The sequence below is a fragment of the Rhizobium sp. USDA 3886 genome (assembly GCF_056279785.1).
Genome location: NZ_JBWCDC010000003.1, coordinates 1,589,141 through 1,603,380, shown reverse-complemented (window position 1 = coordinate 1,603,380; position 14,240 = coordinate 1,589,141). Strand labels below are relative to the sequence as shown.

The 14,240-nt window shown below is 59.2% G+C and carries 10 protein-coding genes and 1 pseudogene; 4 read left to right on the top strand and 7 right to left on the bottom strand.

Translation table 11 applies throughout. The features are described 5' to 3' along the window. Positions 1-7: 7 nt before the first annotated feature. The 3 genes from ACZ9BX_RS30595 to ACZ9BX_RS30585 all read right to left on the bottom strand — a co-directional run bounded on the left by ACZ9BX_RS30595 (position 8) and on the right by ACZ9BX_RS30585 (position 3,428). A complete protein-coding gene (locus tag ACZ9BX_RS30595; RefSeq protein WP_476222007.1) occupies positions 8-832 on the bottom strand; it encodes an inositol monophosphatase family protein in 825 nt (274 codons plus the stop codon). Between the two features lie 182 nt (positions 833-1,014). Further along, positions 1,015-3,003: a PhoX family protein gene (locus ACZ9BX_RS30590; RefSeq protein ID WP_476222005.1), complete on the bottom strand. Its 1,989-nt coding sequence runs from the start codon at positions 3,001-3,003 to the stop codon at positions 1,015-1,017. Between the two features lie 149 nt (positions 3,004-3,152). Further along, positions 3,153-3,428 carry a hypothetical protein gene (locus ACZ9BX_RS30585; protein WP_132565586.1) on the bottom strand — a complete coding sequence of 92 codons (276 nt, stop codon included), beginning with the start codon at positions 3,426-3,428 and terminating at the stop codon, positions 3,153-3,155. A gap of 507 nt (positions 3,429-3,935) precedes the next feature. Between ACZ9BX_RS30585 and ACZ9BX_RS30580 the strand changes: the two genes are divergently transcribed. The 4 genes from ACZ9BX_RS30580 (at position 3,936) to ACZ9BX_RS30565 (ending at position 9,757) form a co-directional block, all read left to right on the top strand. Then, positions 3,936-5,678, top strand: coding sequence for a type I secretion system permease/ATPase (locus ACZ9BX_RS30580; protein WP_476222003.1), 1,743 nt, complete (start codon positions 3,936-3,938; stop codon positions 5,676-5,678). Continuing rightward, a complete protein-coding gene (locus ACZ9BX_RS30575) occupies positions 5,675-6,985 on the top strand; it encodes an HlyD family type I secretion periplasmic adaptor subunit (RefSeq protein ID WP_476222001.1) in 1,311 nt (436 codons plus the stop codon). Before ACZ9BX_RS30580 ends, ACZ9BX_RS30575 begins: the two co-directional genes overlap by 4 nt. Before the next feature lie 213 nt (positions 6,986-7,198). Beyond that, on the top strand, positions 7,199-8,632 hold the full coding sequence (gene eglC, locus ACZ9BX_RS30570) for an endo-1,3-1,4-beta-glycanase EglC (RefSeq protein WP_476221999.1): 1,434 nt from the start codon (positions 7,199-7,201) through the stop codon (positions 8,630-8,632). A 228-nt stretch (positions 8,633-8,860) separates the two neighbouring features. After that, the gene (locus ACZ9BX_RS30565) at positions 8,861-9,757 is read left to right on the top strand and encodes a glycoside hydrolase family 25 protein (RefSeq protein WP_476221997.1); all 897 of its coding nucleotides are present in this window, start codon (positions 8,861-8,863) and stop codon (positions 9,755-9,757) included. A 32-nt stretch (positions 9,758-9,789) separates the two neighbouring features. Here the strand turns inward: ACZ9BX_RS30565 and atzF are convergent. From atzF to ACZ9BX_RS30545, 4 genes and pseudogenes are all read right to left on the bottom strand, one after another. Continuing rightward, a pseudogene (gene atzF, locus ACZ9BX_RS30560) lies at positions 9,790-11,641 on the bottom strand (allophanate hydrolase). A gap of 2 nt (positions 11,642-11,643) precedes the next feature. Beyond that, complete coding sequence (locus ACZ9BX_RS30555; protein ID WP_476221995.1) at positions 11,644-11,988, bottom strand: cupin domain-containing protein; 345 nt, start codon at positions 11,986-11,988, stop codon at positions 11,644-11,646. Then, complete coding sequence (locus ACZ9BX_RS30550) at positions 11,981-12,646, bottom strand: cysteine hydrolase family protein (RefSeq protein WP_476221993.1); 666 nt, start codon at positions 12,644-12,646, stop codon at positions 11,981-11,983. The genes ACZ9BX_RS30555 and ACZ9BX_RS30550 overlap by 8 nt, the downstream gene beginning before the upstream one ends. Next, positions 12,646-14,196, bottom strand: a complete 1,551-nt coding sequence (locus ACZ9BX_RS30545; RefSeq protein WP_476221991.1) for an ABC transporter ATP-binding protein — start codon at positions 14,194-14,196, stop codon at positions 12,646-12,648. The genes ACZ9BX_RS30550 and ACZ9BX_RS30545 overlap by 1 nt, the downstream gene beginning before the upstream one ends. Between the last annotated feature and the right edge of the window lie 44 nt (positions 14,197-14,240).

The window sequence follows — 14,240 nt, the reverse complement described above, 5'->3', positions numbered from 1 at the left end:
GTCGAGATCAGTTGAAGCCCTGGACAAGCCACGGATGGATCGCCCTGTTTGCGGCGAGGATATCGCCGTTTGCCGTAACCGGCCCGCCGGAAAAGGCCGAAACCTGTCCGCCCGCCTCTTCGACCAGAAGGGCCGACGCGCCATAATCATGCAGCGACAGGCCGTCTTCGAAGAAGCCGTCCAGCCGTCCGCATGCCACATAGGCAATCGAAAGTGCTGCCGAGCCGAGCCGCCGTACACCTGCCGTATTGGCCATCAGCCGCTTGAGCGCGTTGAAATAAATATCCTCGGTGACGGCTTTCACTTGTCCCGGAACGGGCAGTCCGGCGCCGATGAGGACATTTTCGATTTCCGCGTTCTCGATGCAGCGGATCGGTTCGCCGTTCAGATAAGCGCCGCCACCGGCCTCGGCACTGAACAATTCATCCTGCATCGCATCATAGACGATGCCAGCCACGATGCGGCCGCCCTCGGCGATCGAGATCGTCATGCCGAAATGCGGAATTCCCCAGGCGAAGTTTGTCGTGCCGTCGATTGGGTCGATGTAGATGGTCGGTATGCCTGCGTCGGCATCACGATTGCCGACGGCTTCCTCCCCTCTGATCGCGTAGGTAGGAAAGGCTTTCGTCACTTCATCGACGATGATCCGTTCGACGGCCACATCAATTTCCGTCTGATAGTCACGCGGTGCCTTCGACACGATCTCGCTCACCAGCCGCCGCTTTAGCGACTTGCGGGCGGTTTCTCCTGCTTTCAGCGCGGTTTTCGCAAGGAGCTCAAGGCGTGGCGAGGCCGCTGACGACAAGCGGGTGGAAACTAAGGAGGATGTCATGGAGAGAATTCTTATGAATCGGATGGGCGGATTTCGTTTGCCTCGAAGCTTTCGCAGAGGCGCATGAAGTTTTTGTGACGCGGAGAGGGCGCGCATCCAGACGGGATGGTGTTCCTGCGAATAACGATAGCCGGGACGACGTGCTCGTCCCGGCTACCAAAAGCTCTGTCAAAAGCGCCGTCTCAGACGCCGATCTTGCCGCCGCCGATCTTGGTGATGGCAAGTACGGACGGGCGCACCGGCATGTCGTCCTTGAAATCCGGCCAACGGGTGGAAAGATCCTCGTAATAAGACGGACGCCCGTGGCCAGCCCAGTCATCACCGCCATCGCCGGGATGCTGCACAGCGACGAAAGCCGTTTCGTCATCCGGGGCGAAGAGCGGACCACAGAGCTCGGCGCCGACCGGGACGCGGAAGAACAGGCGCGAGGTGGCGCGGGCGTCACCCTCAGTGTCGACTGCCCACAGGCCGTCAGTGCGGCCGGTGGCCTTGTTGTTGTTGCCGTCCGTTGCGACCCAAAGACGGCCGGCGGAATCGACCGCACAGTTATCCGGCATGCCGAACCAGCCGTTCTTCGAGGTCTCGGTCGAGAAAGTCGCGCCGACTTCGGCAACCGTAGGATCGCCGCACTTCAATAGCACTTCCCACTTGCCTGAAGTCGCAGCGAAATCGCCACCTTCCTCCGTGATCTCGATGATGTGGCCGAAGGCATTTTCGGCGCGTGGGTTGGCGGCATCCACCTGATCGGCCTTGCGTTTGCTGTTGTTGGTCAGCATGACATAGACCTTGCCGTTAACGGCATTCGGCTCGATGTCTTCCGGCCGGTCCATTTTCGTTGCGCCGAGCATGTCGGCGGCGCGGCGCGTTTCGATGAGAACGTCAGCCTGGCTGGCAAAGCCGTTTTCGGCCGTCAGCGGCCCCTGGCCGAAGACGAGCGGCAGCCACTGGAAGGATCCGTCTTCTGCGAATTTGGCCACATAAAGCGTGCCCTCATCGAGGAGATCAAGATTGGCAGCACGATCGGTCGCATTGAGCGTTCCCGAAGTCACGAACTTGTAGACGTAGTCGAAGCGTTCGTCGTCGCCGAGATAGAAAACCACGCGGCCATCCTTGCTGACGATCGATGCGGCACCCTCATGCTTGGTACGGCCAAGAGCAGTGCGCTTCTTCGGAGTTGCAGTCGGATCCATGACGTCGACTTCGACGATCCATCCGAAGCGGTTCGGCTCGTTCGGTTCTTTGGACAGGTCGAAGCGGTCGTAATAATTGCCCCACTCGTAGCTCCCCTCCGGCACGCCATAGCGCTTGTAATTGGCAGCTTCCTTGTGACCTTCCGGCAGTTCGCCGGAGAAATAGCCGTGGAAATTCTCTTCCGCCATGATGTAAGTGCCCCAAGGGGTCACGCCGCCGGCACAGTTGTTGAGCGTGCCGATGACACGTGTGCCCGTCGTATCCGCCGAAGTCTTGACGCGATCATGACCGGCGACCGGGCCGGTAAGCTGCATTTCCGTGGTGGATGTGATGCGGCGGTTGTGGCTGCCATCCGGAACGACCTGCCACTTTCCGTCGACCTTGCGGATCTCGACGATCGTACCGCCATGCGCGGCCATTTCGACGTCGACCTGTTCCTTGCTGAGCTTGTCCTGGGAGATCTTGCCATCGACGATCTTGACGATGCCGGGGAACATCAGGTGCGGGTTGGTATATTCGTGGTTTACGACAAGCAGCCCGTGTGTCGAAGAGCCTTCGAGCGGGATGAAACCGACATAGTCGTTATTGTAGCCAAATTGGCGGCGCTGGGCTTCTGCGGTCTGCTTGGCCGGATCGAAGGCCGGCGAGTCCGGGAACAGCGCGTCGCCCCAACGCAGGAGAACGTCGGCGTTGTAACCTTCGGCGACGTGATGGTTGGCATCGACGCCTGCCTCGACTTCCGGGAAGGAGAAGGCCGAAGTGCCGTTCGCGCGCGCTTTTTCCGCCGTCATCAACGCGACCGGGCTGACGGTCGCGGTAATGGCGGCAACGGCAAGCGAACCCTGGAGGAAATTGCGGCGCGAAAAGCGTTTGCTGATGATCTCGCCCATCGTCGGATTGGGACTTGAATTGTGGCCTTCGCCATCCGCGTCTTCAAGTTGCGTCGTGGGGAATATCTTTTGAGAAAGATGTTCGTTCATGGGACTGCCTCCAAAGTTGAGAATTGGCCCCTAGTTTTGGAGCCATTCTAAACTTAGGGCTGCCACATTACGGAAATGCGACAAACTGCCTTTTCGGCATCTTCGGGTCGGGTATTCTTATCGAGGCAGCGGGCGGAGCACTCCGGGCGCTAATGCCGCGTCATCTTATGCCAGTTTTGGATATCCTTCGCCGTGATCCAGATTCGGCCATCGAAGGCGATCTCGCCATGATCGAATTTCCGGCTCGCGATGTGTTCGAGCACGCTGAGATCCTGCGGCAGCCACCGCGCGTCAGGCGCGGCCTGAACATTTGCAAGCGCGTCTTTCGTGACACATACGGCTTGATGCGTGTCGTTGGCCTTCATGACGATAATCGCATCATTGCCGATCAGGTTGAACGTATCTGGTAGAGCGATCAGTTGCATTGCAACCTCCTTGGAGAAGATGTCCAGTCCAAGAGCGGCATGCGCGAATCGATGAGACTCAGCACGCCGTATGCTGCTTTGTTATCGCAGAAAAGCGGCCAGCCATCGATAGGCCGATAAGGTTAATGAAAGGTTACCGGCCGCAGACCATAGGCTGCCGGCGAGGCCAGATTGTGCCCCGCACCTACACCGCTGACAAACGCTCCAGGCGAGGGCACCGGAGGTCGCGTGGCTGGCTTCAGCCTTACACCGACATCGAGATTGTGGGCGAGAACTTCATCCGCAAGGCGCGAGCCGCGTGTGTGCAATTGATCTCGTTGCTGCACAGCGGGCCTTCACCTGCGTCCGACATAAAGCGGTCCTTAATTTAGACCGAAAGAAAATTTTTAAGGGGGTCACGTCGGCCACATGGGATGCTAACAATGGCCTCAAGCTGAAGAACGCAATATTGAATATCCGTACGAAGACGGCTTCCGCTTCGTCGATGGTGTAACCGCGGAGCGCTGCATGGCGAATGAAAAATCCAGCCCACCACAGGCTTTCCTTGTGGCGGCGCTTTTTTCCCTCAAGCGCGCTTTCCTCGGTGTCGGAGCGACAAGCTGCATCGTCAACATACTGGCGCTCACCGGCTCTTTCTTCATGCTGCAAGTCTATGATCGGGTGATCCCGGGCCGAAGCCTGCCGACGCTTGCCGGGCTTGCGATCATTGCGGCGACCCTCTTCATCTTCCAGGGATTGCTCGATTTTATCCGGTCGATGCTTTTGATGCGCGCCGGAGCCGCCGTCGACGAACGTCTGGGAGGCGATATCTTTAGCTCCCTCATCCTGTTGCCCTCGCGGATGCGAATGCCGGGCGACGGTCTGCAGTCGATCCGCGATCTCGACACCGTGCGAGGCTTCCTCTCAGGTCCCGGGCCTACGGCATTGTTCGACATGCCATGGATGCTTTTCTACATCGGCCTGTGCTTTCTCTTTCACTTCTGGATCGGCGTCACGGCACTTGGGGGGGCCGTTCTGTTGATAGGCCTCGCGGCGCTTGCCGAATACAAATCCCGCAAGCCCGCAAAGATTGCCGCGGAGCTGGCGGCGCGGCGGCTGAACCTTGCCGAAGCGACACGGCGGAACTCCGAGGCCGTGCTGGCCATGGGATTCGGCTCGCTGCTGGCCGCCAAATGGACGGAGGTCAACGACCGGTATCTTGCGAATCATATCTCGGCGACAACGCTCACCACCAGTCTGACTGCGATCTCGAAAGTCCTTCGGATGATACTGCAATCCGGCGTTCTGGCGGTTGGCGCTGTCCTCGTCGTCAGACAAGAGGCGACGCCCGGCATCATGATTGCAAGCTCCATCCTCGTCAGCAGGGCGCTGGCGCCAGTTGAGCTTGCAATCGGACAATGGAAAGGCTTTGTCGCCGCCCGGCAAAGTTGGAGCAGGCTGACGAAGCATCTGGATCTGCTGCCAGCCGACAAACGGCATGTCGACCTGCCGGCACCCACTGCAAGTCTTGCCGTGGAAGCGCTTCACCTTGCAGTCCCCGGCACCCGGACGATGGTCCTGCGGGGAATCTCGTTCAAGGCGGAGGCCGGGGATGCCGTCGGCATCATCGGACCGAGCGCATCGGGGAAGTCGTCGCTTGCCCGCGGACTTGTCGGCCTCTGGAAACCTATGGGCGGCGCGGTACGTCTCGATAAGGCATCGCTTGATCAGTGGGACCCGTCATCGCTCGGCCGGTCGATCGGCTATCTACCGCAGGAGGTGTCGCTTTTCGACGGCTCCATCGCCGAGAATGTCGCCCGTTTTGACAAAAATGCCCCATCCGAGAAGATCATCGCTGCGGCAAGGGCTGCGGGCGTCTACGAGATGATCGTGCAGTTCCCCGACGGCTTCGATACACAGATCGGCGAAAACGGTTCGATGCTCTCTGCCGGACAGCGCCAGCGCATCGGCCTGGCGCGCGCGCTTTACGGCGATCCTTTCCTCGTGGTTCTCGATGAGCCGAATTCGAACCTCGACAGCGACGGCGAGGCAGCGCTTGCCCAGGCGATCGCCGACATCCGGGCGCGCAAGGGCATTGCCATTGTCATTGCTCACCGGCCAAGTGCTTTGGCCGCCGCCAATCTCGTTCTCGTGCTCGCAAACGGCCAGCTTCAGGCCTTCGGGCCGAAAGACGACGTTCTGAAAAAGGCAACAGTTTCGACGGCTCCGCGCAGTAACACGCTGACCGTCATCGCGGGAGGTGACAGTTGACCGGCAAGCCAGCTCCGATATCCGAAGCCGCAATCAGCCGCCTCACGACGATCGCACTCGCGCTGGTCCTGCTTCTGGTTGGCGTGGTCGGCGGCCTCGGAGCCACGACCTATCTTTCCGGCGCGGTGATTGCGAGTGGCACGCTCGTCGTCGACAGCTATGTCAAACCCGTTCAGCATCAAAAGGGAGGCACTGTCGGGAAAATCTTCGTCAAAAACGGCGGGCTTGTGGAGGCTGGGCAGATCCTGGTGCATCTAGACGACACGCAATTGCGGGCAAATAGGGCGATCATTTCCCGGCGTTTGAACGAACTGTCCGCCACAGCCGCCAGGCTGGGTGCCGAACGGGATGGCGTTCAGGAGATCGCCTTTCCCGATAGTCTCCTGGAGCAGGGGAGCGATGCCGAGGAGGGCGGCATCATCGACGGCGAACGGCGATTGTTCGAAGATCGGCGGACATCGCGCGCCAGCAGGAAGGCTCAGTTGCACGAGCGCATCCAGCAATTGCGGCAGCAAGTGGAGGGACTTCTCGCACAGCAGGCCGGCAAGAAGGCGGAGATGGCACTCATCGACAAAGAGCTTGCGAGCGTCAGGCGTCTGTTCGACCAGGGTATCGTCCCGGTCAACCGCCTCTATGCGCTTGAACGTGAATCGGCGCGCTTGACGGGTGAACTCGGCAGTCTCGTCGCAAGCCTTGCCGAAACGAACGGCAAGGTGACCGAGACGGAATTGCAGATCATTCAGGTCGACGACGATCATCGCAGTGAGGTATCGGACGAACTGCGCAAGACGCAGAGCGACATCGGTGAATTCTCCGAGCGATTGGTTGCCGCGAAAGACGAGCTGCAGCGTGTCGACATCCGGGCGCCTCAGGCGGGCATCGTCCATCAGCTTACGGTCCATGCCGCCGGCGCCGTTGTTCCGCCTGGCGAGCCGATCCTGCAGATCGTTCCCGCCCGCGACAGGCTGACACCGGAAGTCCGTGTTTTGCCCCAGGACATCGATCAGGTATCCGTCGGCCAGCAAGTCACACTGCGGCTTTCCGCCTTCAACCAAAGAAACACGCCCGAGATCAATGGCGTTGTGCAGCAGGTTGCTGCTGACCTGACGACCGATCGGCAGACGGGCACGGCATACTACACAGTCCGGATTTCGGTTCCTGAGAACGAATGGAAACGATTGGGTGATCTGATTCCGGTCCCCGGCATGCCGGTGGAAGCTTTCGTGCAAACGGGCGCACGAACCGCTCTCGCCTATCTGACGAAGCCGCTGACCGATCAGGTGGCTCGTGCTTTCAAGGAGGATTGAGTGATCGGGCGCGCGAATATTCGCCGTCTCACAATGGATCAACATGATCCGAACGCCAGATGATGGCACAGCAGCGAGCGCGCGGCCATGTTTCCATTAGGTCTGTTGCAGGCTTTCCGTGGAGGCTGACGCTCAAAACCAAATCGACAGATGTCAAAACCGCCTAAATCGTCGTCTATTGATCACAAGGCAGAAAACGAAGGAGAATTATATATGGCAAGCTCGGTTACGAACGCCGTTGGTAAATCACTCTTTTATAGCGGTGCATCGAGCGCCTGGTTCTCGGCCAAAGGTTCAGGCTCCGTGCTGAACGGCACGAGCGGCAATGATTCGATCTGGGGCGACGGCTCCGTAAACGTTACCATGCAGGGTGGAACGGGCGACGATATCTACTATCTCTATTCCAGCATCAATCGCGCCGTCGAGGCCCCGAACGCCGGGGTCGACACGATCAGCACCTGGATGAGTTATACGCTTCCAGCGAACTTCGAAAATCTGACCGTGACCGGCAGTGGCCGCTACGCCTTTGGCAATGCTGTGGATAATATCATCACCGGCGGGTCCGGCAGCCAGACGATAGATGGTCGCGGGGGAAATGACGTCCTCATTGGCGCCGGCGGTGCAGATACCTTCAACTTCACGCGCGGCAATGGCAGCGACCTTGTCGTCGATTTCAGCACCGACGATACTGTCCGATTGAACGGCTACGGACTTTCGACCTTCGATCAGGTCGTGAGCCACTTGACGCAGGAGGGTTCCAACCTCCGGCTCGATCTCGGCGACGGAGAAAGCCTGGTCTTTGCGAACAAGACGGTTGCCGACCTTGATGCCGATCAATTCCAGCTGACGCTCGACCGCTCCGCACTCACACCCACATTTGCGGACGAATTCAACAGCCTGTCGCTACGCAATGGCGATCAGGGCGTTTGGGATGCCAAATTCTGGTGGGCGCCGGAGAAGGGCAGCACGCTCTCCGGCAATGGCGAGCTCCAGTGGTATATCAACCCGTCCTATTCTGCGACCTCGGCCGTCAATCCCTTCTCCGTCAACAACGGGGTGCTGACCATTAAGGCGGCGCCGGCCTCCGCAGCGATCCAATCGCAGATAGATGGTTACGATTATACGTCGGGGCTCCTGAACACGTATTCCTCTTTCGCCCAGACCTACGGTTACTTCGAAGTTCGCGCCGACATGCCGGCCGAACAGGGCGCCTGGCCGGCCTTCTGGCTCCTTCCTGCGGACGGATCGTGGCCACCCGAACTCGATGTCGTCGAGATGCGGGGGCAGGACCCGAACACCGTCAACGTGACGGTCCACAGCAACGAAACCGGCTCGCGCACATCGGAGTTGACGCCGGTCAAGGTCCCGAGCACCGACGGTTTTCACACCTATGGCGTCTTGTGGGACGAAGATCAGATCGTCTGGTATTTCGATGACGTCGCCGTTGCGCATGCCGATACGCCGGCCGACATGCACGACCCGATGTACATGCTGGTCAACCTGGCCGTGGGCGGTACCGCCGGAACTCCGGGAGCCAGCTTTAGCGACGGCGCTGAGATGAAGATAGACTACATCCATGCCTATTCGCTCGATGACGCTCCTGTCACTGCCAGCGCCCAGTCTGCGACAACCGATTGGCACATATGAACGACGGAGACGTGAAGCGTGAGGTGAAAACTGAAATGTTTTCACGGACGCTGCAGGAATACGTCGTGCTCCTGAGCGCCACGGAGGTGGCGCTCAACCAGCGGCCCAATGCGGGTCGCTAAGAAGATTTTATTCTTAATATATTATAAACTTAGGATATTTTACTTTGGATCGATGAAGGGGCTCCGAACATCGATTCTCTCCTGCCTTAGTCTGCTTGCTTTCATCATGGATGCAGCGGCCCTGCGTGCGGCAGACGTGTCACCGTGGAAAAGCTCGAACAATGCGCTGGTTGTCGACGCCTACGAAATGAATGCGATCGATTGGCAGGCGTTGCTCAAGGACGAGCGCATCGCGGCCTTTATCTCCAAGGCATCCGATGGCTTGCCCGAGAGCTTCAGCTGCGACGGAGAGCACCGTGGGGACACCTTTGCGCATTGCAAGACCATGTGGCGGAAATACGCGGTAAGCCGCGAACTCTATACGAGCCGCCGGATGATTGCCCGCCAAAACGGCCTGCTGTGGGGCGCCTACCATGTCGCCCGTCCAGGCAACCCCATCGACCAGGCCAATCACTTTCTCGACTACGCGACGCCTGATGCGAACGATCTGATGATCCTCGATATCGAGGGGATCGATGCCAACCAGTTCATGTCGCTCGAGGATGCGCAGATATTTGTCGGCCATATCAGGGCGAGAACCGGACGCTATCCGATCCTTTATACCAACCATGACACGGCACGTTATATTGCCGCATATCGCCGGGACTACAGTGTGTTGGCGAGGCTGCCGCTGTGGTATGCGCGATACAAGCCGGACATCCGCAAGGTCTTTCCGCTTGGAAACTGGCAGAACTACTTTCTCTGGCAGTTTTCTTCCGCCAGCAATTGTTCAAAGCGGCGTTGTCCCTATCGTGTGCCGGGCACGCTTACCGACATCGACGTGAACGTCGCAGCGATGTCGAGGGAAGAGCTGAAGCGCGTCTGGCCGCAAGGGGGCCTTTTGCGCCCGACCGAACCTGATCCTCCGCTAATCCTTGCAAAGATCGAATTTGGCTCGGTTCGACTACAGGCGCCAAAACCGGACATGGTCGTAACGTCTTCAATTCAGCCACCCGACCGCTGAAGAACGTCCGCCGAGCCCATCTATCATGAGCTTCAGACGATTATGCTCGCTGCGGATTTCGGCGCTGACGGATCCTGCAATATGCCCGCTGCCTGGCTTTGAACATAGGCGCGCCAACCGCCATAGTTCGAAATGTTCTCTGCCTCCTTGAGCGCCGCTGGTTCAACCAGGAAGCCCTTGGCTGCCAAGCCGTCCTCCAGCGCAATCGTACCGATCGTCAGGGGTGAGGGGATCTGCGCCACAAACGCGCCGAATGCGGCAGGCACCAAGGTCCAAATCTCGACGGAAATCTTTGACCCTTCGCCCGGTTCGACGCGGATAAGACCGGGTTTGGCAGGCGTTTGACCTATCAGAGCGAATAGCTCGTAGTCTGGCGATGTGCGGACTTCTCTTAGAAAGCGGGCACCGAGGGCCCGCAGTTCGCTGTTCAACGGCATTCCACTCAGATGCGCCCCAACGACCACCAACTCAATGCCTTCGACCTTTGCGGTTTCATCAGGACCCCATGGAGGCAGTGGCCATCCGGTCGCGCCGAGCGTTGCTTCGCTTGCGATGTGAAGATCGCGAGCCAGCGAGGTTGTCACATGATCCCGGCCGGAAGGGGCGAGCAGCGTGACGCTCGCCGGAAGTCGATCCGTTCGGGTCCCTGTCGGAACGGCGATGCCGCACATGTCGAGCAGATTCACGAAATTCGTATAGGTACCGAGCCGGGAATTTTCACGCATGGACTCGGCGTCGAGTTCGGCGGTCGTATAATGCCTCGGCGCGGTCGGCACGCAAATCACGTCGACCGACGCGACGATCGGTGCGATTTGATTTTTCAGTCTCTGCAGCGCATAAAAGCCGCCGAAGGCGTCGGCCGCCGACAAGCGCTTCGCATCGCCGTAGATCTTGCGCGTGACAGGGTGCAGCGACGCCTCGTTTCCGTCGAAGAAATCCCTGATCGCGGCATAACGCTCCGCGACCCAGGCCCCCTCGTAAAGCAGCTTGGCAACACGGTCGAAATCCTCGAAGGGGATTTCCACGAGACCGTGGCCGAGACGTCGCAACGTATCGAGCGCTTTTGAATAGGACGCCTCCATCGCCGTGTCGCCAAAGAACTGGCGATCCTTGAGCCGGGGAAACCCCGACGACCAGTTTCGGGAGTTTAGTTAGCCCGGCCGCCCGGATCGGCTTCGAATAGGGATCGGCCGCGTCTTCGCGCGCAGCAACTCGAAACACTTTCCAGGCGTCATCAACCGTCAAGGCGAAGATAGATACGCAATCGAGCGTCCGACAGGCTGGGATGACGCCAGTTGTGGATATCGCGCCCAGGCTGGGCTTCAATCCGACAATATTGTTAAGACCGGCGGGGATACGCCCCGATCCGGCCGTGTCGGTGCCAAGCGCGAAGCTGACGATGCCCTGAGCTGTGGCGACCGCCGACCCGGAACTCGATCCTCCGGGCACAAGCTTGGGATCGATCGCATTCCTTGGTATAGCATAGGGTGTCCGCACGCCGACGAGGCCAGTGGCGAACTGGTCGAGATTTGTTTTCCCGACGATCAGGGCGCCTGCGTTTCTCAGCAGCCGGACGACCGTCGCGTCGCTCTCCGGCAAATATGAATAAGCGGGGCAGGCTGCCGTCGTCGGCATTCCGCCGACGTCGATATTATCCTTCACCGCGAAAGGAATTCCCCAGAGCGGTTTGGCGACCGGATCGAACTCGCCGAGAGCCGCTGCTTCCTGCAGGAGCGCCGATCTGCTGGCGAGGTGCAGGAAGATGCCGGGATCGTTGACTTCGGCATGTCGAGCAAAAACCTGCTCTACGATCTCCATCGGACTGCCACCTGCAGCGTAAAACCCGTGAAGCGACGCGATGTCCAGGGGACGAAAATCTCTCATCTTTAGCCTTCCAGTATTGTTACGGGCCGATCCCACTGGATCAGAACAACGCACCCCGTATCGCTCCAGACAGAATGTTCGGTGCCCGCGGCATTCACGATGTAGGTGCCTTTAGCGTAATCGCCTGCTTCATCCGACTGGGTTCCTTCAAGCACCAGGATGGTTTCCAGTCCCTCGTGGCGGTGGCGCGGAACGGAGGCGCCTGCTGCGTATTTCAAGAGGGCAACACCTGGCGAGTCACCGTCGAAAGGCTTGATCCAGTGAATCGTCACCCCGTCGCGAAAGGCGTTGAAGGGCAAATCCTTCCACCCGCTGGAGGTTAACAGCTCGCGCGTTGTCTCAGGCACCGATCGCCTCCAATATGTCATCAACGTGCGCAGTCCAGCCGACGATCGCGCCTTGCGCACGGATCATGACGATCGCGGCCTCCTTGAACTCCGGGAAATAGCTTTCGGTGGCTTCCTCCGCTAGCAGGCACTCGTAGCCTCTGTCATTCGCCTCTCGCATGGTGGTCTGAACGCAGACCTCCGTCGTCACACCGGCAAACACAAGCTGCCGGATGTCCTTCTCCTTGAGTACTTTCCCGAGATCCGTGGCATAGAAGGCGCCTTTTCCCGGTTTTTCGATGACGACCTCGCCCTTAGTAGGAGCAAGCTCAGGAAGGATCGCGGTTCCCGGCTCGCCAGTGATCAAAATCCGTCCCATCGGCCCTTCGTCACCGATGCGAAGTTTCGGGCTACCGCGGTTGCGTTTCGCATCAGGAAGATCGGAAAGGTCCGGTTTGTGGCATTCCATCGTGTGGATGACAGGAAGCCCGGCGCGCCGGAAGCCTTCGATCAATCGCTTCACATCCGGAATAATCCTGGTGATCCGGCTCACATCATTGCCGAGGCTCGCGCCAAAACCGCCCGGCTCCGCAAAATCGCGCTGCATGTCGATGACGATGAGCGCCAGATGATCTTTTTGCAGCGGGAACGCGAACGGCAACGCGCGGATCTGGTCCATCAGTGGTGCCCCGCCATATGCGCTCCGATCACCTCGATGTTCGCGCCGCGTGCGGGCGTTTCGTAGACGAGACGTCCCTCGGAAATGACCATGATGCGATCCGACAGTTCCAGGAGTTCGTCGAGGTCTTCCGAGAGAAGCAGGACCGCTGCCCCCGCGTTCCGTGCTTTGATGATGCGTGCGCGTATTTCTGAGACCGCGGCAAAATCGAGACCGAAACACGGGTTGGAGACGATCAGAAGGTCGACTTTTCCAGTGAGTTCGCGGGCAAGGACTGCGCGCTGCACATTGCCGCCGGACAGAGCTGCGATCGGCGACGAGGAGGACGCCGTCTTGACTTTGAAGTCGGCGATCAGATCGATGGCTTGCTTCCGCATCCGCCCCTTGTTCAGCCAGATGGCGTCCTTGCCGCCGTCCCTGAGATCGAAGGTGCGGAAGGCAAGGTTTTCGCTGACGGTCATGCGCGGTGCGCAGGCGTTCTGCAGCGGCTCCTCCGGGATAAAGCGGACTCTGTTCCTGCGCGTCTCGGCGCGTGTCGCGCCATAGGCTTCACCGTTGACCTCTATGGTGCCGGCACTCACCAGCCGCTGTCCTGCCAATATCTCCGTCAGTTCCTTTTGACCGTTTCCCGAAATGCCGGCGATGCCGACGATCTCGCCGGATCGGATGCCGAGCATGTCGATTTCGATGGTCTTGAGGCCGGAGCGATCGGAGGCCCTTACCTGCTCGACTTTCAGCACCGGCTTTGCGGTTTCGGCAACGGGGATGCGCATGTCCAGCGAGGCGAGCTTGACGTCGCCGATCATCAACGAGGCCATATCGGCGATGCTCAATTCCCCGACGTTCCCGCCTCCTACGAGCTTGCCGCGCCTAAGAATAGAGATGGCGTCGGCAAATTTCGTCACTTCGTGGAATTTGTGGGAAATCATCAAAACGCTGAGTTCGCCACGCTCGGTCATGCCACGCACAAGGCCCAACATTTCATCGGCCTCTGCCGGCGTCAGCACCGATGTCGGCTCGTCGAGAATGAGGAATCCGCGTCCAAGATAGAGCTGTTTGACGATTTCCAGCTTCTGCTTCTCGCCCGCCGCCAGATGACTGACCGGGCGGTCGAGAGGGATCTTGAACGGCATCTTTTCCATGAATTTTAAGAGATCTGCACGCTCTTTCGCCCAGTTGATGACAGCAGGGACGTTCGGGCGATTGATCACCAGGTTTTCCGCGCCCGTGAGCGACGGCACCAGTGTGAAATGCTGATAGACCATGCCGAGGCCGTATGCCGCTGCATCCTTCGGCGAGGCGACCGCAACCTCTTTGCCACCAACCGACAGCGACCCGGAGGTTTGATGATAAAAACCCATGATGCATTTGACGAGCGTGGATTTGCCGGCCCCGTTTTCGCCTAGGAGCGCGTGAAACGTGCCTGAAGGGATCTTCATGGAGACATTGTCGAGCGCGGTGAAGCCTCCGAAGCGCATGGTCATTCCATGCGTCTCGATCCCAACAGCTTTGCCTGGCTCGGGCAGCGGTGTATCGCGGACAGTGCTCATTCGGGCTTGCTTTCCTGTTTACTGATGAGGACGGCATTTCCAGA